The 21,067-nt window shown below is 66.7% G+C and carries 20 protein-coding genes; 13 read left to right on the forward strand and 7 right to left on the reverse strand.

From position 1 onward, the window contains the following. The first annotated feature begins 187 nt into the window (after positions 1-187). Positions 188-1,138 carry an anti-sigma factor family protein gene (locus EQG76_RS21820; RefSeq protein WP_159716430.1) on the forward strand — a complete coding sequence of 317 codons (951 nt, stop codon included), beginning with the start codon at positions 188-190 and terminating at the stop codon, positions 1,136-1,138. Here the strand turns inward: EQG76_RS21820 and EQG76_RS21825 are convergent. Next, complete coding sequence (locus EQG76_RS21825; protein WP_159716431.1) at positions 1,051-2,307, reverse strand: DNA recombination protein RmuC; 1,257 nt, start codon at positions 2,305-2,307, stop codon at positions 1,051-1,053. The two genes, EQG76_RS21820 and EQG76_RS21825, sit on opposite strands and share 88 nt — an antisense overlap. Positions 2,308-2,455: 148 nt before the next feature. Between EQG76_RS21825 and EQG76_RS21830 the strand changes: the two genes are divergently transcribed. From EQG76_RS21830 to EQG76_RS21860, 7 genes are all read left to right on the forward strand, one after another. Then, positions 2,456-2,872 carry a CopG family transcriptional regulator gene (locus EQG76_RS21830; RefSeq protein WP_159716432.1) on the forward strand — a complete coding sequence of 139 codons (417 nt, stop codon included), beginning with the start codon at positions 2,456-2,458 and terminating at the stop codon, positions 2,870-2,872. Between the two features lie 37 nt (positions 2,873-2,909). Continuing rightward, complete coding sequence (locus EQG76_RS21835) at positions 2,910-4,004, forward strand: extracellular catalytic domain type 1 short-chain-length polyhydroxyalkanoate depolymerase (protein WP_159716433.1); 1,095 nt, start codon at positions 2,910-2,912, stop codon at positions 4,002-4,004. Between the two features lie 57 nt (positions 4,005-4,061). Beyond that, complete coding sequence (locus EQG76_RS21840) at positions 4,062-5,144, forward strand: ABC transporter substrate-binding protein (protein WP_159716434.1); 1,083 nt, start codon at positions 4,062-4,064, stop codon at positions 5,142-5,144. A 125-nt stretch (positions 5,145-5,269) separates the two neighbouring features. Further along, a complete protein-coding gene (locus EQG76_RS21845; RefSeq protein ID WP_159716435.1) occupies positions 5,270-6,328 on the forward strand; it encodes an ABC transporter substrate-binding protein in 1,059 nt (352 codons plus the stop codon). Between the two features lie 91 nt (positions 6,329-6,419). Further along, entirely contained in the window at positions 6,420-7,331 is a 912-nt protein-coding gene (locus tag EQG76_RS21850) for an ABC transporter permease (RefSeq protein WP_159716436.1), read from the forward strand. Continuing rightward, the gene (locus EQG76_RS21855) at positions 7,324-8,148 is read left to right on the forward strand and encodes an ABC transporter permease (RefSeq protein ID WP_159716437.1); all 825 of its coding nucleotides are present in this window, start codon (positions 7,324-7,326) and stop codon (positions 8,146-8,148) included. The genes EQG76_RS21850 and EQG76_RS21855 overlap by 8 nt, the downstream gene beginning before the upstream one ends. Positions 8,149-8,150: 2 nt before the next feature. Further along, the gene (locus EQG76_RS21860) at positions 8,151-9,239 is read left to right on the forward strand and encodes an ABC transporter ATP-binding protein (RefSeq protein WP_159716438.1); all 1,089 of its coding nucleotides are present in this window, start codon (positions 8,151-8,153) and stop codon (positions 9,237-9,239) included. An 82-nt stretch (positions 9,240-9,321) separates the two neighbouring features. On the opposite strand, the gene EQG76_RS21865 is transcribed toward EQG76_RS21860, so the two are convergent. The 3 genes from EQG76_RS21865 to EQG76_RS21875 form a co-directional block, all read right to left on the reverse strand. Further along, positions 9,322-10,779: a hypothetical protein gene (locus tag EQG76_RS21865; protein WP_159716439.1), complete on the reverse strand. Its 1,458-nt coding sequence runs from the start codon at positions 10,777-10,779 to the stop codon at positions 9,322-9,324. Positions 10,780-11,103: 324 nt separating this feature from the next. After that, complete coding sequence (locus EQG76_RS21870; protein ID WP_159716440.1) at positions 11,104-12,543, reverse strand: FG-GAP repeat domain-containing protein; 1,440 nt, start codon at positions 12,541-12,543, stop codon at positions 11,104-11,106. 345 nt (positions 12,544-12,888) lie between these two features. Beyond that, positions 12,889-13,659, reverse strand: a complete 771-nt coding sequence (locus EQG76_RS21875) for an SDR family NAD(P)-dependent oxidoreductase (RefSeq protein WP_159716441.1) — start codon at positions 13,657-13,659, stop codon at positions 12,889-12,891. 122 nt (positions 13,660-13,781) lie between these two features. On the opposite strand from EQG76_RS21875, the gene EQG76_RS21880 reads away from it, so the two are divergent. The 3 genes from EQG76_RS21880 (at position 13,782) to EQG76_RS21890 (ending at position 15,588) form a co-directional block, all read left to right on the forward strand. Then, complete coding sequence (locus tag EQG76_RS21880) at positions 13,782-14,411, forward strand: DNA-3-methyladenine glycosylase I (RefSeq protein WP_159716442.1); 630 nt, start codon at positions 13,782-13,784, stop codon at positions 14,409-14,411. Between the two features lie 38 nt (positions 14,412-14,449). Then, positions 14,450-15,247 carry an exodeoxyribonuclease III gene (locus tag EQG76_RS21885; protein ID WP_159716443.1) on the forward strand — a complete coding sequence of 266 codons (798 nt, stop codon included), beginning with the start codon at positions 14,450-14,452 and terminating at the stop codon, positions 15,245-15,247. 152 nt (positions 15,248-15,399) lie between these two features. Further along, positions 15,400-15,588 carry a hypothetical protein gene (locus EQG76_RS21890; RefSeq protein ID WP_159716444.1) on the forward strand — a complete coding sequence of 63 codons (189 nt, stop codon included), beginning with the start codon at positions 15,400-15,402 and terminating at the stop codon, positions 15,586-15,588. Positions 15,589-15,654: 66 nt separating this feature from the next. On the opposite strand, the gene EQG76_RS21895 is transcribed toward EQG76_RS21890, so the two are convergent. The 3 genes from EQG76_RS21895 to ychF all read right to left on the reverse strand — a co-directional run bounded on the left by EQG76_RS21895 (position 15,655) and on the right by ychF (position 18,417). Beyond that, complete coding sequence (locus EQG76_RS21895) at positions 15,655-16,665, reverse strand: S1C family serine protease (RefSeq protein ID WP_159716445.1); 1,011 nt, start codon at positions 16,663-16,665, stop codon at positions 15,655-15,657. 84 nt (positions 16,666-16,749) lie between these two features. Further along, entirely contained in the window at positions 16,750-17,307 is a 558-nt protein-coding gene (locus EQG76_RS21900; RefSeq protein ID WP_159716446.1) for a chorismate mutase family protein, read from the reverse strand. Between the two features lie 12 nt (positions 17,308-17,319). Continuing rightward, positions 17,320-18,417, reverse strand: a complete 1,098-nt coding sequence (gene ychF, locus EQG76_RS21905) for a redox-regulated ATPase YchF (protein WP_159716447.1) — start codon at positions 18,415-18,417, stop codon at positions 17,320-17,322. A gap of 142 nt (positions 18,418-18,559) precedes the next feature. Between ychF and EQG76_RS21910 the strand changes: the two genes are divergently transcribed. Further along, the gene (locus tag EQG76_RS21910) at positions 18,560-19,444 is read left to right on the forward strand and encodes a polyphosphate kinase 2 family protein (RefSeq protein WP_159716448.1); all 885 of its coding nucleotides are present in this window, start codon (positions 18,560-18,562) and stop codon (positions 19,442-19,444) included. 534 nt (positions 19,445-19,978) lie between these two features. After that, on the forward strand, positions 19,979-20,911 hold the full coding sequence (locus tag EQG76_RS21915) for a hypothetical protein (protein ID WP_159716449.1): 933 nt from the start codon (positions 19,979-19,981) through the stop codon (positions 20,909-20,911). The last annotated feature ends 156 nt before the right edge of the window (positions 20,912-21,067 follow it).

The raw sequence follows: 21,067 nt of genomic DNA on the forward strand, positions 1-21,067 counted from the left end.
TATGACGCATGTTCAGGGGATCGGCGGCAATTGGCAACCCCGACGTCCAGGCCGGTTCCTTGGGTGCTTGCCCATGCGGAGACCTGCCTGGGAACGACATCGATGGGTGGACATGGCCCCGGAACTGACGGATCATGGCGGGCCGTAGCGGCCTAGTTCCGGACGGTCGGGTGTTGTGGGGGCAGGCATGGATTGCGCGAGCCTCGAACGCTATCTCGAGGCGTATCTGGAAGGCCGGCTGCGCCGGGCGCAGTGGCTGGTGCTGCGCCGTCACGTGATGACCTGCCAGCACTGCCGCTACCGGGTGGAAGAGCTGCGCCGGTTCGAGGTCGACCTGCACCAGCGCTTCCGGGCCATGGCCCGGACCCAGCGGCTGTGGACCGGGCTGGAGCTCGACCTGGTCGGCCTGCCCAGTGTCGCCGCCTCCGGTGACACGCTGCCGCCGAAATCGCCGCGCCCCTCCGCGTCGCCCTTGTCGGGCGCACTCCTGCTGCCTTCGGCCCGGACCAGCCGTGCCGCTGTCCTGCCGCCCCAGGAGACGGTGCCGCGCGAGCAGCGCTGGTCGGTGGTGGCCCTGCTCTGCCTGGTGCTGGCTGGGGTGGGCACCGGCGGCTGGCTCCTGGTCCGCCCGGGAAGCGACTCTGCCGGCGATGTCACGTCGAGCCTGCGGCTCCTGGACGGCGGCCACGCCGATGCCCCTGCCGAGGACGGCACGCTCGCCACCCCAATCGATGCGGCGATGCCAGACGAGACGGCACCGATGGCCGCAGGCGGAGTCGACCTCGACCATGTCGAGGTCGGGCCGGACCAGCTCCAGGGCTGGCTCGGCCGGCAGCTCGGCCGCTCCATCGACCTGCCCCTGCCCCTGAACGCGAAGATCGTGGGCGGCAGCGACGTGCCCATGGGTCACGAGCGCCGGCCTGCTGTGCTGGTCGACACACCGGAGGACGGCCGGTTGATGATCCTGCCGACCCCGGACGGGATGACCTCGATGTCGGCCGAAGTGGCGGGTCTCGCCAGGGAACACGGCCTTTCCCATCTGGTCCGGCGCTATGACCGGGTGACATTCGACGTGCTGGGGGGCGTGCCGGCGGCCAGGCTGGACGAGCTGTTCTTCACCCCGGCCTCGCTCAACTGACCGCCTGGCGGGGCGGCGGCCCCGCCGCTGCGCTCGCCCAGTTGCAGGAGCAGGCGCTCCAGTTGCGGCACGCGGCTGCCGCGCAGCTCATGCCAGTCCCTGAGCGATTCCTCCAACCGGCGGCCGAGCCGATCCAGCCGCTGCAGATGGGTGCGCCAGCCCTCGTCCAGGCCGCGCAGCGCCTCCAGCAATTCGCCCATCCCCTCGGCGATCCGTCGCTCCTCCGCGGCGTGCCGGATCAGGGCCAGCACCGCGAACAGGCTCGCCGGGCCCACCAGACAGACCTGGCGCGTGATCGCCTCGTCCACCAGGAGCGGCTCGGCGGTGACCATGCCGGCGAAGACCTGCTCGTTCGGCACGAACAGTAGGGCCAGCGGCAGCGCGCCCTGCTCCGGCTTGGCCCAGCCCCGCTTGGCCACCTCGCTGATGCGGCCGCGCACGTCGCGCACGAAGGCCGACTTGGCCCGGCTACGCGCCTCCTCGTCGCTCGCTTCCACCAGCTTTGCCCAGTTCTCGAACGGGAACTTGACGTCCATGTGCAGGACCCGGCCATCGGCCAGGAGGAAGGTCAGGTCGGGGCGGGTGCCGTCGGGAAGCTGGCGCTGGCGCACCCAGTGCAGGTTCTCGACCAAGCCCATCGCGCGCAGCAGGTCCTCGGCCATGCGCTCGCCCCACTGGCCCCGCACCCGCGCATGGACCAGGGCATCGCGCAGCGACGCGGTGGTTTCCGCGAGCTTCTCGGCGCGGGCAAAGGCCTGCTCGACTCGGCCACCCAGGGTAGAGAAGCTCTCGGCACGCTCGCGCTCGATCCGGCGGATCAGCTCGCCCAGCCGCTCGACCTGGCCCAGTACGTTCTGGATGCGTGCCTCGAACTCAGCTCGCTCGGTCTGGGCACGATGGCCCTGCAGCGTGCGCTCAACGGTGAACGCGGTCTGCACCGCCCGGGCCAGCTCGTCGGCGGCACGCTTCTCGCCCTCGCGGGACAGTTCGGCAAAGGCGAGCTTCACCTGGTCCAGGAGGGCCTCGGTCTCCTCGGCGCGGCGGCTGTCCAGCTCGGCCAGGGCATGGCGGGTGGCACCGCGCTGGTCGGCCGCGTCACGGCGACCGAGCAGGAAGCCCAGCGCCAGGCCCGCCGCGAATGCCGCCCCCAGACCGATCCAGATCTCCAAGCACCCGCTCCTGCCGCTCCCGTCCGCCTGTTGCCTAGCGCGGCGGTTTCGCTCAGCGCGAGCACAAAACCATTGCGCGGGATCTTGATCCAGCCCGGCAGCCGGCCATCTTACCATCCATATGGATGGTAGATGGATGGTTTCGAGCATGATGGAGCGAACCGATCCACGCGGGCGCAGCAGCGAGAGTGAGAAGATCACGCTCAATCTTGGCTTCGTCGATCTGGGCCAGATCGACCTGCTGGTGCGCGAGGGCTTCTATGCCAACCGCAGCGATTTCATCCGCACCGCGATCCGCAACCAGATCGACCGGCACGCCGACGCGCTGAACCGCTCGGCCACGCATCACGGCTTCGACCTGGGCCTGCGCCGCTTTGACCGGGCCGAGCTCGAGGCGGCCCGGGCAGCCGGGCGCAGGCTGCGAATCCACGTCCTGGGCCTGGCCACCATCGCCCCCGACGTGGACCCGGACCTGGCTTTGGCCACGGTCGAATCGGTGGTCGTCCTGGGCTCGTTCGTCGCCAGCCCCGAGGTCAAGGCCGCGCTCGGCGACCGGATCCGTTGACCCCTTCCCCTTCTGCTCCAGGAAAGTTGCCCACCGGATGAGCAATCCCTTCGCCGATCGCATGGCCCACGCCATGCGCCTGATCCGCGCCGGCCGGCCGGCCGAGGCCACCGCCTGCCTGCGCGCATCCGGCAGCGAACTGCCAAGCCCGGCGGAAGGCGGCCGGGTCCTGCCGGACCTGACGGGACTGGACCTGGGCAGGCTCGGCGCCAAGCTGCGTCGGGGGCTCGGTGGCGCCCGCCCTGAGCCGGCCGAGCCGGAGCCGCTGCCGGATGGCGCTGCCTTCCTCCAGCGGCGCCTCCAGGGCCCGCATGGCAGCCGCGACTATCGGCTCTACGTGCCGTCCTGCTGTGCCGCCACCCCGTTGCCGCTCGTGGTGATGCTGCATGGCTGCACCCAGGATGCCAGCGACTTCGCCGCCGGCACCCGGATGAACCTGCAGGCGGAGCGCCACGGCCTGCTGGTGGCCTATCCCGAGCAGCCGGCTTCGGCCAACCCGTCGCGTTGCTGGAACTGGTTCGAGCCTGGCCACCAGCAGAAGGAACAGGGCGAGCCGGCCATCATCGCCGCCATCGTGGCGGAGGTGATGCGCAGCCATCCGGTTGACCCCGCCCGGATCTTCGTTGCCGGCCTGTCGGCGGGCGGTGCCGCAGCGCTGGCCGCGGGCCTGCTCCATCCCGAACTGTTCGCCGCGGTGGGCGTCCATTCCGGCCTGCCGTTCGGTGCCGCGCACGACATGCCGTCGGCCTTCGCCGCCATGCGTGAGGGTCGGGCAGCGGGCCGGCGGCTAGGAGGTGCACGGCCGGTGCCGACCATCCTGTTCCACGGGACCCAGGACGGCACGGTCCATCCGCGCAACGCCAAGGCCGTGCTCGACCAGTTGTGCCTGCTGGGGCCAGCCGAGCCTGCGGAGGTCGAGCAGGGGCGGGTCCCGGGCGGGCACGACTATGCCCGCACCCTCTACCGCGATGGCGCCGGCCGGGTGGTTCACGAGCACTGGGCGATCCGCGGCGCCGGCCATGCCTGGTCCGGCGGCAGCGAGGCGGGGTCCTATACCGATCCCCTGGGCCCGGACGCTTCGGCCGAGTTCGTCCGCTTCTTCCTGAGCCGGCCGGCCCCGTTCTCGCGTTGACACGATGTCGCGGGGCATCGACGTTTTCCGGACAGCCTGGATAGGGGGAGAAGCCCGATGACTGGACGCGCCAAGCCGTTCCCGATGCCGTTCCTGTCGCGCCGACATCTGCTCGGCAGCACGCTCAGCCTGGCCGCGGTGGCACCGCTCGGTCGTCTGGCGCATGCTCAGGAGGAGGCGCAGGTCAACGTCTACAACTGGGACACCTATATCGGCTCGGAGACCGTGGTCGAGTTCACCGAGGCCACCGGCATCAAGGTGCGCTACGACCTGTTCGCCAGCGCGGACGAACTGTTCGGCAAGATGCGCGAGGGCAATCCCGGCTACGACGTGATCTTCCCGTCGAACAACATCGTCGAGCGGATGGCCGTGGCCGGAATGCTGATCGAGGTCGATAAGGCCAAGATCCCGAACCTCAAGTTCATCACCCCGGCCTTCGCGAACGCGCCCTACAATCCCGGCCTGAAATGGGGTGCCCCCTATTTCTGGGGCACTCAGGGGATCGGCTACCGCAAGAGCCTGTTCGAGACGGCACCTGTGTCCTGGAAGGACATGACCGAGAACGAGGCGGTCGCGGGCCGCTTCTCGCTCCTGTCGGATGCCGACACGCTGCGGATGGCGCTCAAGATCATCGGTGCCTCGCTGGACAGCCGGGATCCGGGCGAGATCGCGGCAGCGGCCGACTACCTCATCAGGATCAAGCCCGGCATCAAGAGCTTCGCGCCTGACACCGGTCAGGACCTGCTCCTGTCCGGCGAGGTCGATGCCTGCCTGGAATGGTCCGGCGACATCCTGCAGGTCGCCGCGGAGGACGAGGACCTGGCCTATGTCATCCCGGTCGAGGGCAGCATGCTCTGGACCGACAACATGGTCATCCCGAAGGGCGCACCGCACCCGGGCAATGGCCATGCCTTCATCAACTTCATCCTGACACCGGAGGTCCACGCCGCGATCGCCGCCGAGGTCGGCTATGGCTGCCCTAACCAGGCGGCCCTGGACCTGATCCCGGAAGCCGACCGCACCAATCCCGCGATCTACCCGGCGGAGGAGACCCTCGCCCGCTGCGAGTACGCCACCTACAAGGGCGAGCAGGTGGAGAAGCTCTACGAGGACGCGCTGACCCGGGTGCTCGCGGCGTGAGCGGACGTGGCGGCTGCGATTTTGGGGCCGCCACCGTTTGACCTGTCATCGGCTCGTCGCCATCCTGCGTTCTTCCAGAGTTGTCGCTGCCCGACGAGGCAGAAGCTTTCGGTTCGGAGGTTCCCATGATTCCTGTGCGCCGCCGTGGCCTTCTGGGAGGCGGGCTCGCCGTGGCCGGCCTGCTGCCGCTGTCGCGCTTCGCCCGCGCGCAGGAAGACCAGGTGAACATCTACAACTGGGACACCTATATCGGCAGCGACACGCTGGCCGAGTTCACCGACGCCACTGGCATTTCCGTCCGCTACGACCTTTATGCCTCCTCCGACGAGCTGTTCGGCAAGCTGCGCGAGGGCAATCCCGGCTACGACGTGATCTTCCCGTCCAACAACTATGTGGAGCGGATGGTCGCTGGCGACATGCTGATGCCGCTCGATCACGCGCTGGTGCCGAACCTGAAGAACATCGCACCTGCTTTCGCCAATCCCAGCTACGACCCCGGGCTGAAATACGGCGCTCCCTACACCTACAGCCTGCTGGTGATCGGCTACCGCAGGTCGGCCGTGGCGGAGCCGCCCACCTCCTGGGCGGCGGTGTTCGGCCCGGATGCGCCGGTGGGGCGCGTATCGCTGCCGAACGAGACCGATCTCGTCCGGGTCGCCCTGAAGTCGTTGGGCAAGTCGCTGAACACGGAGGACCCGGCCGATCTCAAGGCCGCGGAAGAGCTGCTGCTCGAGGTGAAGCGGCGGGGCGTGGTCAAGATGTTCGCCCCCGACACCGGGCAGGACCTGCTCCTGTCTGGCGAGGTCGACATCGCGGTCGACTGGATGGGCGACCTGCGCCAGGTCATGGCCGAGGACGACGACCTGAACTTCGTGGTGCCGAGCGAGGGCACCGTGCTGGGCATCGACTGCATGTGCATTCCCAAGGGTGCGCCGCACCCGGCCGCTGCCCATGCCTTCATCGACTTCGTGCTGCGCCCGGAGGTCCATGCCGCGATCGCCGAGGAGATCCAGTACGCGATTCCGAACCAGCCGGCGGTCGAGCTCCTGCCGGCCGAGACCCGCGACGACCCGCAGGTCTACCCACCGGCGGACGTGCTGGCGAAGTCGGAAGTGCCGGCCTATCGCGGCGAGGCCGCGGAGAAGCTGTTCGAGGACGTCCTGACCCGGGTCCTGGCGGCTTGACGGCGCCTGAGGGCTCTTCTTCAACTCGAGCCAGGACCTGACAGGGACGAACCGGCTGGCCTTCCCGCCGGCACGCTAGCGAGGACGGCGCTTGGAGAACTGGCGGCGGCAGCCCTGGGTGTTCGCGACCTTCATCGGCCCCGGCACGCTGTGGCTGCTCCTGTTCTTTCTCCTCCCGCTCGGCTGGATCTGGCTGTTTGCGGTAGGCGAGCGGGAGGGTCCGGTCGACATCGTGGTGACCTGGACGCTCGAGAACTACCGGGAAGCGCTGCAGCCGGTCTACCTGCAGCTCTTCCTCAAGACCTTCCTGATAGCATTGGTTTCCACCGCGATTTGCTTGGTGGTCGCCTTCCCGGTGGCTCTCGCGATCTGCTTTGCGCCGGAGCGCTACAAGAACGTCCTGCTCCTGCTCGTCATCCTGCCGTTCTGGACCAACATGCTGATCCGCACCTATGCGATGATCGCGATGCTGCGCCAGAACGGCTTCGTCAATGACGGGATCGGCCTGCTCTGGACGGGGCTGAAATATTTGCTGACACCCATCGGCATGGACGGGCTGATGGGCGAGCGCTTCGCGCCCCTGCCCCTGCTCTACAACAACACCGCGGTGGTGCTGGGCATCGTCTATGTCTACCTGCCCTTCATGGTGCTGCCGCTCTACGCCAACCTGGAGAAGCTCGACCGCTCGCTGATCGAGGCGTCGCTCGACCTGGGCGCCAGCCAGGTGCGGACCTTCTTCGAGATCATCGTCCGGCTGGCCAGGCCCGGCATCGTGTCCGGCATCATCCTGGTCTTCATCCCGGCGCTCGGCACCTTCCTGATCTCCGACCTCCTGGGTGGGCCGGACAGCCAGCTCATCGGCAACGTGGTCGAGCGGCAGTTCCGCGCGGCCAACAACCTGCCGCTGGGTGCGGCCCTGTCGTTCCTCCTGCTCTACCTGACCTTCCTGGCGCTGGCCCTGCGCGCCTGGTTCGCGGCACGTGCGGAGAAGGCCGATGCGTAACCCGATCGGGCCCCTGGAGTTCACCCGACGCGGCTGGGTGCGGCTGTGGCTGCTCGCCGTGTTCGTGTTCCTCTACGCGCCGATCGTCATTCTGATCGCCTTCTCCTTCAACCAGTCGCGCCGCAACATCGTCTGGACCGGGTTCACCACCGACTGGTACGGCCGGGCGCTGAACAACGCGTCGCTGATCGAGGCCTTCACCAACTCGATCATGATTGCGCTGATTTCGACGGTCCTGTCGGTGATCCTGGGTGGGCTCCTGGCGCTGGGCCTCTACCGCTTCCGCTTCCCGGGCAAGCCGGTGCTGGACGGGGTCGCCGCCCTGCCGATCGTGATCCCCGAGATCTGCTTAGGGGTGGCGCTCCTGGTGTTCTACGCCCGGGTCGGCTGGCCTGTCGGCCTGCCCTGGCCGCTCAACCTGAGCCAGGTGATCATCGGCCATGTCGTGTTCAGCTTCCCGTTCGTGGCAGTTGTGGTGCGCGCGCGCATGGAGGGCTTCGACCGCTCGCTGGAGGAGGCGTCCAAGGACCTGGGTGCTTCCGAGTGGCAGACCTTCTGGAACGTCACCCTGCCCTACATGAAGACCGGGCTGATCGCGGGCGCGCTGCTGGCCATGACCCTGTCGCTGGACGACTTCGTGATCACCTTCTTCACCAGCGGGCCCGAGACGATCACCTTCCCGGTCAAGATCTACTCGATGGTCCGCCAGAGCGTGACGCCTGAGGTGAACGCCGCCTCGACCATCCTGATCCTGTTCACCGTCCTTTTGACGGTGATCGCACTGAAGTTTCAAAAGCCTTCGGAGGGCGTCGGCTGACCATGAGCAACGGCGTCCCGATCGTCCGGTTCGAGAACATCGAGAAGAGCTTCGGCTCGTTCAAGGCGGTGGACGGCGTCACGCTGGACGTGCCGAACAATTCCTTCTTCGCGCTGCTGGGCCCTTCGGGCTGCGGCAAGACCACGCTTTTGCGCATGCTGGCCGGCTTCGAGCACCCGACCTCGGGCCGGGTGTTGATCGACGGCGAGGACATGGCCGGGATCCCGCCGAACAAGCGCCCGGTCAACATGGTGTTCCAGTCCTACGCGGTGTTCCCGCACATGACCGTGCGCGAGAATGTCGGCTACGGGCTCAGGGTTTCGGGCGTGCCGCGCGGCGAGATCGGCCCCAGGGTCGAGGACGCCCTGCGCATGGTCCGGCTGGAGGCGTTCGCCGACCGCAAGCCCGACAAGCTGTCCGGCGGCCAGCGGCAGCGCGTGGCGCTGGCCCGCGCCCTGGTGAAGAAGCCCAAGCTCCTCCTGCTCGACGAGCCGCTCTCCGCGCTGGACAAGAAGCTGCGCGAGGACATGCAGCTGGAGCTGGTCCGCCTGCAGCAGGAGGTCGGGATCAGCTTCGTGATCGTCACCCACGACCAGGACGAGGCCCTGTCGATGGCCGACCTGATCGCGGTGATGAACCGTGGCAAGGTCCTGCAGGTGGCGCCACCCTGGGACCTGTACGAAGAGCCGAACTGCCGGTTCGTCGCGGACTTCATCGGCGAGATGAACCTGTTCGAGGGGCGGATGCTGTCCGCGGATGGCGGCCAGGCCCGGCTGGACCTCAAGGGGATCGGCCTGGTCGACGTACCCTGGGACTATCCCGCCACCTCGGACGTGGCGCTGGCGGTCCGGCCCGAGAAGATGCGGCTCTATCGCGAGGAGCCGGAGCTCGGCTGGGTGCGGCTGCCGGGCAAGGTCGCGCAGGTCGCCTATTTCGGCGACAACAGCCAGGTGTTCGTGGAGACCAGCCAGGCCGGGCGGGTCGTGGTCCTGCGCCACAACCAGTCGCGTTCGCGTGACGAGCCGTACCGCACCGGCACCGATTGCTGGGTGGCCTTCGAGCCGACCGACGGGATCGTGCTGAGCGACTGACCCCTGACCGGGGCCTGTCCCGAAACGACCAAGGGGGAGCCGAAGCTCCCCCCGCATCGAACAGCAGCGTCCGGGCCGCGAGTCAGCCGGGTCGGCCGACCACGATCAGGCTCTGCCCCCAGGTCACGATCTCTTCGCGCTTGTCGTTGTCCACGTCGAACAGGATCGGGAAGGCCACCCAGCGGTCATAGACGTTGGAGGTCGACTTCTCCTTCACCTTGTTGCCCTTCAGGTTCCAGTACCAGCCCTTGGTCAGGATCGGCTTGCCGCTGCCGTTAAACACCTCGCCGAACATCGCGACCAGTTCGTCGGTGCGCTTGTCGCCGTCGAGCTGGGCGTTCTGCATCGGCAGGATCCGGCGGTTGATCGTGCGGACCACCTTGCCGTTCTTGTTGAGCACGTAGGTCTTGGCGTTCTTCTCGGTCCCGCGCTGGGTCATGGTGATCGAGAGGTCCTTGGGCGCCGGATCGAGCTGGGCGATCGCCAGTTCCTGCGGATTCTTGACCGGAGCCTTCCAGAGCCGCTTGCAGTTGCTGGCATTGAACGCCGCGCCGCCGGTGTGGCCGACCGCGACGGCGGTGATCTGCGAGGACTTCGGGCTGAGCTTGGCGATCCGGATGCCGTCGACATGGTCGCCCGACGGCCAGCCGCTCAGCGTGCAGCGCACCTTGCCCTTGAAGTCCAGGGCATACTTGCCGGCGAAGAAATACTCATGATAGCCATCGTTGTTGGCATCCACGCCCGCGGTCTGATGACCTGCGTCGCAGGTGTCGCGGTGCCACAGCTTCTTCAGGTTTTGGTCGAAGGCGACGACCCGGGTCCAGTTGTCTGCCCAGTTCCTCTTGTGGCATTTGGCGCTACCGCCTGGCTGCTCATGAGCCACAAGAATGATCGGCTTCTTGTCCGACTGCTTGCGGTAAACGGCGATTCGGCAGTAGGCCTTGGGACCATTGCTCTGCCCGCTCAACGTGACCCGCCGGATCTCCTTGCCCGTTGCCCCCTCGCGGGCGACCAGGACTTTGCTCGAACCCTTCTGCCAGCAGTGGAGGATGTCCGGCTTCCCGCCACCGTTCATGTTCAGGATGGCGGCGGTATCTCGATGGATGAAGGCCTCGGAACCCTGGCGTCGCGCCGACCCGTTGGTCACCTGCCAGAGCTTCTTCCCGCCGGGATCGTAGACCCGCATGATGCGGTGGCCGTTCCAATGGACAAAGCCGTACTTGCCGTCATTGTTGGTATCGATCGGCAGGAGGCTGGAATAGGCGTTGTCGATGGCGTTGCCGTCCAGGTTGATCTTGCGGACGACCTTGGCCTTCAGCGCGCTCTTGCCTTTCGCCGAGGAGCCAGCACGGGACGTGGGCACGTACTCCATGCCGCGCGGCGCGTTGCGGTGGAGCAGGACCCGGTCCCGGAGCTTGAGCTCGAGGTCCGCCGCTTGGCCGGTGCCCGACCATGCAGTACCGGCGGCGAGAACCACAAGCAGGCCCAATCCCATCATCGAGGAAACACGTGGCCGCCTGGCGGTTCGCTGAAGCTTCATGTCTATTTCCTGATCTCGTACCGGATCTTAGGGAAGCCATTAACTTTCCCTCTTTCCGACAATGACAAGATGAATGTCCGCCGTTCCACCATATCTTGTCATATTAACGAGTTTTCATTCCGCCTGTTGCCGGATATGAGGAAGAATTCCTCCCAGGATGCCCGCACCAGCGTTGAGAATCCCACCTTCTCAAGCGTCAGTGATGACGCAGGGCCAAGATTACTGCCCGGCAAGATCGTCGAACCCATCGGCGCCGCTGACAGGCAGGGCGCGGCGCGACGACGACAGGAGAGTGGCGGCGTACCCTCCTGTCGCTGGCTCCGATCAGCGGATCTTGGCGGCTACAATCAGGCTCTGCCCCCACACCACAAGCTCATCCCTGCCGTCCTTGTCCACGTCCACCATCAACGGAAAGGCAGCCCAGTGGTCGTACACATTAGAACTCGGCACGGTCTTCACCTTGCTGCCTTTCAGGTTCCAGTACCAGTTCTTGGACAGCAGCTGCTTACCGGTGCCAGTGAATACTTCACCGAACATGGCGAGGATCTCGTCGGTGCGCCCGTTGCCGTCCAGCTGGGCGTTCTGCATCGGAATGATCCGCGCGCCGATCGTGCGCACGATTTTTCCGCTGGCGTTGAGAATGTAGGTCTTGGCGTTTGGCTCTGAGCCGCGCTGAGTGACGGTCACCGACAAGGGCTTGGGCGCCGGATCGAGTTGGGCAATCGAGAGTTCCTGAGGGTTTTTGATGGTCTTCGAGAAGCCCCACAGCCACTTGCAGTTGCCGGCGTCGAAGGCCCCGCCCCCGGTCGCGCCTACGGCCACGGCCACCATGCGGGAGGAATTTGGGTCTAGCCGGGCAACACGTATGGCATCGACATGGTCCTTCGCCGACCATCCCTTCAGGCTGCAGCGAATCTTGCCGTTGAAGTCGAGTCCGTACTTGCCAATGAAGAAATACTCCTGGTAGCCGTCATTGTTGGCATCCACGCCAGCTGACTGATGGCCGGCATGGCAGATGTCCGTGTGCCATAGCTTCTTGAGCCCAGTGGTATAGGCGATGACGCGCGTCCAGTTATCAATGTAGTTCTTGCCATCGCACTTGGCACTGCCGCCAGGCTGACGTGCCGCCAGCAGAACGATGGGCTGTTTGTCGGACTGCTTTCGGTAGACGGAAATCTTGCACCACGACGTCTCGGTATTGATCTGATCGCTCACGGATACGCGGCGGATCTCCTTGCCGCTGACGCCGTTGCGCGCGATCAGGAGCTTCTGTGAACCCGACTGCCAGCAATGAAGCACGTCGTCCTTGCCGTCACCGTTCAGGTCCAGGATGGCGGCGCCGTCACGGTGAATGTAGGAGGCGTTGGTCAGGCGCCGGCCGGAGCTGTTGGTGACCTGCCACAGCTTGTTGCCGGCCTGGCCGTAGAGGCGCATGATTCGGTGGCCGTTCCAGTGCAGGAATTCTGGCGTGCCGTTATTATTGTAGTCGAGCGGCAGAACGCTGGAGTATACGTTCAGCATCGGATCACCATCCAGGTTGATCTTCAGCTTGACGCTCGCCGATAGGGACGACTTGGCACTGGTTGATGCATCGGGCCGAGACGTCGCGGCATACTCCGTCCCCCGTGAGGGGACGCGGTGTAGGCGGATCCGGTCGTCGAGCTTGTCGACTGCGGCAGCATGCTCGACGGGCAGCGCAACCGCGAGGCTCAGGCCGAGAACCAGGGCGGCAGCACTGCACCGTGCGCTGCTGAGGCATTCCATGTCTGGCTTCTCCGATTCTTGCGGATTTTTTTACCGGCTCGCCAGCCGGCCCTATCGAGTTGGACAGATTCTGCTGCTTTATCTACACAATTTCCGGAAATTAAACAACTTTCATCTGCCCTTGCTGTGCTGCTGGGCAAGGTGAAGCCGGACCATGTTCAGCCACTTTGCCTGCTTCCGCAGGCACCATCCGATCCATTTCAGCAGCGAAGATTACAGACCGGCAATCAACGCATCAGGCGCGACATGGTGGATTCCATGTCCAGACATCAAAAAAGACAGACGGCCGTCCTGTGATCAGGTACGGCCGTCCTAAGCGATATGAGACAACTGGGAGCCTGCGGCTCAGGCGGCGAGGTAGCCGCCGTCCACCACGATCGTCTCGCCAGTAATCATGTTTGAGGCATCCGAAGCGAGGAAAAGGATGGCGTCCGCGACCTCGATCGGCTCGAGGAACCGCCCCATCGGGATCTTCGCCTTCTGCGGGTCGCCCTTCTCCGGCGGCCCCCAGACCTTGCGCCCCATCGGCGTCAGCGTAACGGTCGGGCAGACCGCATTGACCTGAATGTTGTGCTTTGCCCACTCCAGCGTCAGGCACTGGCCGAGGATGTTCACGCCCGCCTTGGATGCGCAGTAGGCGGCATGGTCGAGCACCGCCGCCTTGCCGGCGGTCGAGCTGACATTGATGATCTTGCCCCAGCGCTGCGCGATCATCGCCGGGGCCAGGGCCTGCGCGAACAGGAACGGGGCCCGCAGGTTGACCGCCATCACCTCGTCCCAGTCCTCGACACTGTGCTCCAGGGCCGGGAATACCCGCGCGATCCCGGCATTGTTCACCAGGATGTCGATCGTCCCCCATTCCTTCAGCGCCTGGGCACAGGCCTGGCGCGGCCCTTCGACCGTGCCGAGATCGGCCACGATCGTCAGGCAGCGCCGGCCGATCCGCTCCACCGCTTCCTTCGCCTCGTCCAGCCCGGCCTGGTCACGGCCGACCGCCACGATGTCCGCACCGGCATCGGCCAGCACCGAACAGGTCGCCGCCCCGATCCCCTTGCTGGCACCCGTCACCAGCGCCTTGCGCCCGCTCAGGCCGAACCGCTTCACGAACTCCGACATTCCGCCTCCCATTTTCTGCCAGCCATGGCAGCGCGCCGAGCCTGCCGCCCGGAGGTTCGGGGTGCAACCGCCCGCCGCAACTGGTAGGTCTGGCGCGCCTTTCGGCGGCAGCGGGATGACGGATGAGCACGGGCCTGCGCTTCGACGCGGATGGAACGGCCAGTTGCTGGTGGCATGGCGGCCATGACGACTACCGGCGCTACCACGACACCGAATGGGGCCGTCCGGTGGCCGACGACATCCGCCTGTTCGAGAAGCTCTGCCTGGAGGGTTTCCAGTCCGGCCTGTCCTGGCACACGATCCTGCGCAAGCGCGAGAATTTCCGCCGGGCGTTCCGCGGCTTCGACCCTGAGACCTTGACCGGGTTCGGCGCGGCCGAGGTGGCGGCCCTGCTCCAGGATGCCGGGATCGTGCGCCACCGCGGCAAGATCGAATCGGTGCTGAACAATGCCCGGCGTTATCCGGAGTTGCGGGCAGAGGCCGGCTCGCTGGCCGCGTTCGTCTGGCGCTTCGAGCCGCCGCCGGAGGCACGGCCCACGAGCTTCAACCACGCCACCCTGAAGGCCCTGGGCAAGACCGCGGAATCCACCGCTCTGTCCAAGGCGCTGCGCCAGCGCGGCTGGAGCTTCGTGGGACCCACCACCGTCTATGCGTTCATGCAGTCCTGCGGCCTGGTCAACGACCATGTGGAAGGTTGTGCCTGCCGCCCGGCCTGCGACGCTCTGCGCTCGGCCTTCGTCCGGCCGCGCTGAGCGAACCCTTCTTCCCTCATCCGACCCTGGAGCCGATCTTGCCCCTGCGGATCACCACGCTGAACGTCAACTCGATCCGGATCCGGCTGGAACTGATCCGCCAGGTCGTGGCCACGCTCGACCCGGACGTCCTGTGCCTGCAGGAGATCAAGATCGAGACGGAGCGCTTTCCCACCGCGGAACTGGCCGCCCTCGGCTTCCAGCACCAGCATGTCTATGGCCAGAAGGCCTATCACGGCGTGGCGATCCTGGCGAAGCGCCCGTTCCACTCGGTGGGCACCCGAGCCTGGTGCGGCAGCGACCATGCCCGGCACTGCTTTGTCACCCTAGAGAACGGCCTGGAGATCCACGACTTCTACGTCCCGGCCGGCGGCGACATCCCCGACCCCGAGATCAACCCAAAATTCCGGCACAAGCTGGAGATGCTGGCGGAGATGACCCATTGGCTGGAGGGGATGGAGGCGCGCGACCATCCCATGGTGCTGGTGGGAGACCTCAACATCGCGCCGCTGGAAGAGGACGTCTGGAGCCACAAGCAGCTCCTGAACGTCGTTTCCCACACGCCGGTGGAAGTCGAGGCCCTGCTCCGCCTGCAGCGGGCCTATGACTTCACCGATGCCCTGCGCGTGCTCACCCCGCCGCCCGCCAAGCTCTATTCCTGGTGGTCGTACCGCAACCGCGACTGGGCGCTGAGCGACCGCGGCCGGCGCCTGGACCATGTCTGGCTGGCACCGGCGATCAAGGACCGGCTGGCCGGCGGCTCGATCCTGCGGGAAGCACGCGGCTGGCTGCAGCCCTCCGACCATGTCCCGGTGACGGTGGATCTGGATCTATGACGAGGAACCGGCAATCCAGAACCGGTCAGCTCCCGATTTCGCCATCTGGGTGTCCTCGCATGAGGTCACTGTGCTGACCGGTGAACTTCAACAACGACCGGCGTACCGACCTCGCCCTGGTCCGCCAGATACCGGGCTGAAACACCATCCCGGTGTCGCTCGCGACCTCCAACGGCTTCGCGGTGCACAATCCTCCCGCCTTCGACTTCGCCGGCTGTGCGGCCACCCAGGTGGTCACGGCGCTCACGGGCAAGTTCAACGGCGACAGCCGCACCGATCTCGCCCTGGTCCGCCAAGCCCCGGGCTGGAGCACCGTGCCGGTGGCACTCGCGACCCGCTGAGGCCCGGCACTCGACCGCAGGCACCGAAGATCCGCCAGCCCGGCCGCTCACCCGGCCGGGCCGGCTTCAGCTTCGCGCCCGCAGCGCCACCTGCCGCTCGATGACGGCACCGTTGCGCAGCAGGCGGATCGGTACGTCGCGCCCGATCATCGAAGCGTCCAGGAGGCGGTGCAGTCGGTCCACCGACGGGACCTGCATCCCGTCCAGGTCGACGATCAGGTCACCGGCCAGCAGCCCGGCCCGCTCGGCCGGGCTGCCCGGCTCGACCTGGGCGACCCGGACCCCGGTCTCGCCGAACAGACCCAGTGCGAACACGATCCGGCGGGGCAGGGTCACGGTCTGCGCGGCGATGCCCAGATGAGCGCGGCGCACTCGGCCGTGGCGCAGGATCTCCTGGACCACGAAGCGGGCGGTATCGATGCCGATCGCGAAGCACAGGCCCTGCGCACCCATGATCGTCGCAGTATTCACCCCAATCGCCCGGCCGCGCGAATCGACCAGTGGCCCGCCGGAATTGCCGGGGTTGAGGGCGGCATCGGTCTGGATCACGTCGTCGATCGATCGGCCGGACCGGGAACGCAGCGAGCGCCCGAGCGCACCCACCACGCCGGCGGTGACGCTGTGGTCGAAGCCCAGCGGGTTGCCGATCGCGAGCGCGAGCTGGCCGACCTTCAGGCCCGAGGTCGTGCCCAGTTCCACCGCGACCAGGTTGCTGCCATGGACCTGCACCACCGCGAGATCGGTATCCGGATCGTCCCCGACCAGGTAGGCCACGTGGCGGCTGCCGTCCGGGAAGCCCACCCGGATGTCTTTGGCCCCGTTCACCACATGGCTGTTGGTCAGCATGTAGCCGTCCGGGGTCACCAGGAAGCCCGAGCCGGTGCCCTGCCCGGTGCTGCCCCGCACCTGCAGATGCCCGACCGACGGCGCGACCCTGGCCGCCGCCGTCACCACCGCCTGCGAATAGGCGTCGAACAGGACGTCATCGCCGTCCGCGGCACCGGCCTCGGGCCCCGGCAGCGGCGAGCTGTCCTGCGCCGCACCGTCATGGTTCAGCTCGACCAGGGATCGATCCATCCCCATCTCCTCCATCAGAGGATGAAGAAGTGGGCATCCATTCGCCCGGCCGCAATCCGCCGCCGGCAGCGGCTCAGCCCTGCCTCAGCCGGGGCAGGCTGTCCGCGCAGGGCCGCCAACAGCCGCGATCACGCCATCGGCCGCCACCTGCCAGGCCGTCGCGTAGGGCGCCAGCGCTTCCGGCACCGCCCGCAGCTCGCCGGCCCCGGCACATTCCCGCAGCGCCGGCTCCGCCTGCTTCAGGTTGCCGATGATGGCTTGCGTGGCGCCGCCGATCGCCGGGCGCAGGACCGATGCCAGATCCGGCACATCGGTGAATTCGGCTGCTGCCTCCGTCCGCCACTGCTCGATCAGGGAGGACTGCACGAGCTTGGCGGCCTCGATCTGGGCGGTGGCCACCTTGCTTACCACCTCCGGCGCCGTGCCGAGTTCCCGGCCCGCTGTCACGGCTCCTTCGACGACCCGCGCCTCCTGCGCCCGGTCTTCCACGGCGGCACCGCTGTTCCACTTGTGCCGGGCGACGTCCGGCATGGCAGCGAGCCGATCGGCCATCGCCGCCTTGAGCAGGGCCAGCGGCGTGTCCGCCAGCGCTGCGCCGGGCAGGATGAGCAGAACCGCAGCGACGACCGGGATCAGGCGCATCGGGATCGGCCGTCAGACGTTAAAGCGGAAGTGGCAGACGTCGCCGTCCTTCACGACGTATTCCTTGCCCTCCAGCCGCATCTTGCCGACCTCCTTGGCCTTCTGCTCGCCGCCCAGCGCGACATAGTCGTCATAGGCGATGATCTCGGCGCAGATGAAGCCGCGCTGGAAGTCAGTGTGGATCTCGCCCGCAGCCTCCGGTGCGGTGGCACCCCGGTGGGTGGTCCAGGCCCGTGCCTCCTTGGGGCCGACCGTGAAGAAGGTGAGCAGTCCCAAGAGGTCGTGGCCGGCCCGGATCACTTTGTTCAGCCCGGGCTCGTCCAGGCCGAGCGTCTGGAGATATTCCGCCGACTCCTCGTCGTTCAGCTGCGCCAGCTCCGCCTCGATCGAGGCCGAGATCACCACCGAGCCGGCATCGTGCTTGGCGACCTCGGCGGCGACCCTCGCGCTGTGGACGTTGCCGCCGGCGGCACTCGCCTCCTCGACGTTCAGCACGTAGAGCACCGGCTTGGCAGTGATCAGCTGGAAGCCCCGCGCCAGCGCCCGCTCGTCCTCGGTAAGATCGATCGAGCGGACCTGGATGCCGTCGCCGATCGAGGGGAGCAGCTTCTCGGCAAGGGTCAGCCGCTCCCTCGCCTCCTTGTCGTTGCCCTTGGCGCGCTTGGCCAGCGCGTCGCGCTGCCGCTCCAGGCTCTCCAGGTCGGCCAGCAGCAGCTCGGTCTCGATCAGCTCCAAGTCGCGCAGGGGATCGACCCCGCCCTCGACATGGGTGACGTCGTCGTCCTCGAAGCAGCGCAGCACATGGAGGATCGCGTCGACCTCACGGATCGCACCCAGGAATTGGTTGCCCAGCCCCTCGCCCTTGGATGCGCCGCGCACCAGCCCGGCGATGTCCTTGATCTCGAGCTGGGTGGGGATGATCTTCGCCGACTTCGCGATCGCCGCCAACTGCTCCAGCCGCGGATCGGGCACCGGCACGCGGCCGGTGTTGGGTTCGATCGTGCAAAACGGATAGTTGGCCGCAGCCGCCGCCGCGGTCTTGGTCAGCGCGTTGAACAGCGTCGACTTGCCGACATTCGGCAGGCCGACGATCCCGCAATTGAAGCCCATGATCGTCCAGGAGAAGGAAAGGGAACCGAGTTGCCGGGGGTTCTAGCCGCTCGGGCGCGGCAAGGCGAGCATCCACCGATCACCTTGCCAAGCCTGCTAGCCCGGCCGACCCTCCTGCGATCGAGCAAGGAGGAGCCGGGCGATGAAGGTGGATCTCGAGAAGTTCCTGGCACCTTACCGGATCGAGGACGGCAAGAGCTTCGAGCTGAAGGACCACGACCCGGCCGACACCCATGAGCTGGGCATCGAGAAGACCGAGGCCAAGGAGATCCTGAAGGCTGGCATCGAGCGGCTGAGCGAACTGCAGGAGATGCTCTACGCACAGAATCGCTGGTCGGTCCTGCTGATCTTCCAGGCAATGGACGCGGCGGGCAAGGACAGTGCGATCAAGCACGTCATGTCCGGGGTCAACCCGCAGGGCGTGCAGGTCTACTCGTTCAAGCGCCCCTCAGCGGAGGAACTGGACCACGACTTCATGTGGCGCTGCGCGCGCAACCTGCCCGAGCGCGGCCGGATCGGCGTGTTCAATCGCTCCTATTACGAGGAGGTGCTGGTGGTGCGGGTCCACCAGGAGATCCTCGAGAGCCAGCACCTCCCGCGCGGGCTGACCGGCGAGAACATCTTCGCCGAGCGCCTGGAGGACATCGCCGGCTTCGAGCGCTACCTCGCCCGCCAGGGCACGCTGATCCTGAAGTTCTTCCTGAACGTGTCGAAGGCCGAGCAGAAGCAGCGCTTCCTCAAGCGCCTGGACGATCCCGAGAAGCACTGGAAGTTCGAGGCGGGCGACCTCGCCGAGCGCAGGCACTGGGATGCCTACATGGACGCCTACCAGGAGGCGATCCGGGCCACCGCGACACCCCAAGCACCCTGGTACGTGGTGCCCGCCGACAACAAGTGGTTCACCCGCCTGGTGGTGGCCGGTGCCATCGTCGACAGCATGCGCCGGCTCGACCTGCACTATCCCGAGGTGAGGGAGGCCGAGCGGGCGAAGTTCGCCGAGTATCGCCGCATCCTCGAGACGGAATAGGCGGCGGCATGGCCGATCGGCCGGCGGAGCCGGGACTGGTGATCACATCCGCTTGAAGCATGCTGTGAGCGGCGCAGGCGGCAGCCGACAGGTGCGCCGCCGGCCGGGTTGGAGGGACTTTTCCAGCCGGATCCAGGCCTATCGGTATATCCTTAGCTATAATGATGCGTATCCAAATATATCCTAAAGATACATGGTAGATATACCGGAACCTCGCCAAGGTTAGCTTGCGCCGTCTTCGGCTCAGGCTTATCCATAAGTTCACGCGGATCTAATATTCGCTCTAATCACCGAAAGATGCTGCTCAGTGTTACTGGAACAGATCAGCCAGACTATCGCGCCGGCCTCGTCGGCCCATGAAATCCCGCTCATTTCAGGATAGTGCACGCTCGGTGCTGCCGATCGGGAAGAGCAGCAGAGCATAGTCACGTCCAAGCGGAACCGGCTCCGGGACTCTCGATCACCAGCATCAGCCCAACCTCATGCAACGTACGGTGGTGGCCGGCGCGAGCCCGCACCGCCTGGAGCAATGCCATGTCTTGCAGGTCGCTCGCCGGCAGCTCGGCCATCGTCCTGGCCGCCCTCGCCGCCGCATCCTCGGCAACGGCGCAGGTGCCGCCGCCGGAACTCGTCATCGAAGGTCCGATCGACGAGATCGGGGCCGACTACATCAAGGTGATGGGCATCCACATCCTGGTGCCCAACAAAGTGGCCGACACGCCGACCAAGCTGGGCGTCCCGCTCGAGAGCCTGAATGACTCGCTGCCCGGGCGGGACAAGGGCTTCGTCGGCGGCACCGCGATCGTCACGGGCGGGAGCACGGGCGGCGTCGTCACGGCCACCGAGGTGTTCTCCGACGTCAACGAGAACGTGGTCGTGGGCGAGGTCACCTCGAGCAACCCGCTGGAGGTCAACGGCCTGCCGATGCTCAAGAGCACCAGCCCGGTCATCCCGGCCAGCCCGCCCATGAACGTCTTCGGCTTCCAGATCGACGACACGACGGTGGCAGTCGGCTCGCTGATCTCGGTCGAGGGCTATCTGAGCGACGATGACGGGCCCAAGCGCCTCTACTATCACACGCTGGAAGCCGATACCGGTGAGCCGCTGAACCGCAACAGCAACGAGGTCAGCGTTACGCGTACCCAGTGCCGCGATCGGAACGACGCGAACAAGGATGAGCTGGAGGTGCAGGGCTGGGTGCATCGCGCCGGCCTGCCCAACCTCACCGGCACGCTGCCCGCCATCACCATTACCTATCCGGCCCTCACCACCGGCCGCACGCCCACCAAGGTCACGGGCAGCGCCACGATCGTGCCAGTGGTCGATCCGGCGTCGCCGCAATATGCGCAGTACCGATATCGTTCCTCCAACCGTAACCTCGACGGCTGCCCCCTCAGGATCAAGGTGTCCTGGCAGGGCGACACCGACTCCGCGGTCTCGGAGGTCGATACCGACGCGACGCCCTGAGACGCCGCGCGGCCTGCCCGTGTTCCGTCGCTCCAAGGGGGGAAGGCGGCGGAGCACGGGCTCATTCCATGACGGGTCCGGCCGGCTCTAACCGGCTCGGCCGGTAGATCATTCGCCAGCAGGTCTTTCAGTGGCCGGAGCGGTCCGCGCTGCCGG

Origin of the sequence: Geminicoccus flavidas (assembly GCF_009806515.1) — a bacterium.
Classification (GTDB): Bacteria; Pseudomonadota; Alphaproteobacteria; order Geminicoccales; family Geminicoccaceae; genus Geminicoccus; species Geminicoccus flavidus.

What these genes read in the sequence shown, in the direction of transcription:
- EQG76_RS21820 (WP_159716430.1), top strand. Translation starts at nt 188, where the DNA reads ATGGATTGCGCGAGCCTCGAACGCTATCTCGAGGCGTATCTGGAAGGC.
- EQG76_RS21865 (WP_159716439.1), bottom strand. Translation starts at nt 10,779, where the DNA reads ATGAAGCTTCAGCGAACCGCCAGGCGGCCACGTGTTTCCTCGATGATG.
- EQG76_RS21870 (WP_159716440.1), bottom strand. Translation starts at nt 12,543, where the DNA reads ATGGAATGCCTCAGCAGCGCACGGTGCAGTGCTGCCGCCCTGGTTCTC.
- EQG76_RS21860 (WP_159716438.1), top strand. Translation starts at nt 8,151, where the DNA reads ATGAGCAACGGCGTCCCGATCGTCCGGTTCGAGAACATCGAGAAGAGC.
- EQG76_RS21910 (WP_159716448.1), top strand. Translation starts at nt 18,560, where the DNA reads ATGAAGGTGGATCTCGAGAAGTTCCTGGCACCTTACCGGATCGAGGAC.
- EQG76_RS21830 (WP_159716432.1), top strand. Translation starts at nt 2,456, where the DNA reads ATGATGGAGCGAACCGATCCACGCGGGCGCAGCAGCGAGAGTGAGAAG.
- EQG76_RS21840 (WP_159716434.1), top strand. Translation starts at nt 4,062, where the DNA reads ATGACTGGACGCGCCAAGCCGTTCCCGATGCCGTTCCTGTCGCGCCGA.
- ychF (WP_159716447.1), bottom strand. Translation starts at nt 18,417, where the DNA reads ATGGGCTTCAATTGCGGGATCGTCGGCCTGCCGAATGTCGGCAAGTCG.
- EQG76_RS21845 (WP_159716435.1), top strand. Translation starts at nt 5,270, where the DNA reads ATGATTCCTGTGCGCCGCCGTGGCCTTCTGGGAGGCGGGCTCGCCGTG.
- EQG76_RS21835 (WP_159716433.1), top strand. Translation starts at nt 2,910, where the DNA reads ATGAGCAATCCCTTCGCCGATCGCATGGCCCACGCCATGCGCCTGATC.
- EQG76_RS21875 (WP_159716441.1), bottom strand. Translation starts at nt 13,659, where the DNA reads ATGTCGGAGTTCGTGAAGCGGTTCGGCCTGAGCGGGCGCAAGGCGCTG.
- EQG76_RS21880 (WP_159716442.1), top strand. Translation starts at nt 13,782, where the DNA reads ATGAGCACGGGCCTGCGCTTCGACGCGGATGGAACGGCCAGTTGCTGG.
- EQG76_RS21915 (WP_159716449.1), top strand. Translation starts at nt 19,979, where the DNA reads ATGTCTTGCAGGTCGCTCGCCGGCAGCTCGGCCATCGTCCTGGCCGCC.
- EQG76_RS21900 (WP_159716446.1), bottom strand. Translation starts at nt 17,307, where the DNA reads ATGCGCCTGATCCCGGTCGTCGCTGCGGTTCTGCTCATCCTGCCCGGC.
- EQG76_RS21855 (WP_159716437.1), top strand. Translation starts at nt 7,324, where the DNA reads ATGCGTAACCCGATCGGGCCCCTGGAGTTCACCCGACGCGGCTGGGTG.
- EQG76_RS21895 (WP_159716445.1), bottom strand. Translation starts at nt 16,665, where the DNA reads ATGGATCGATCCCTGGTCGAGCTGAACCATGACGGTGCGGCGCAGGAC.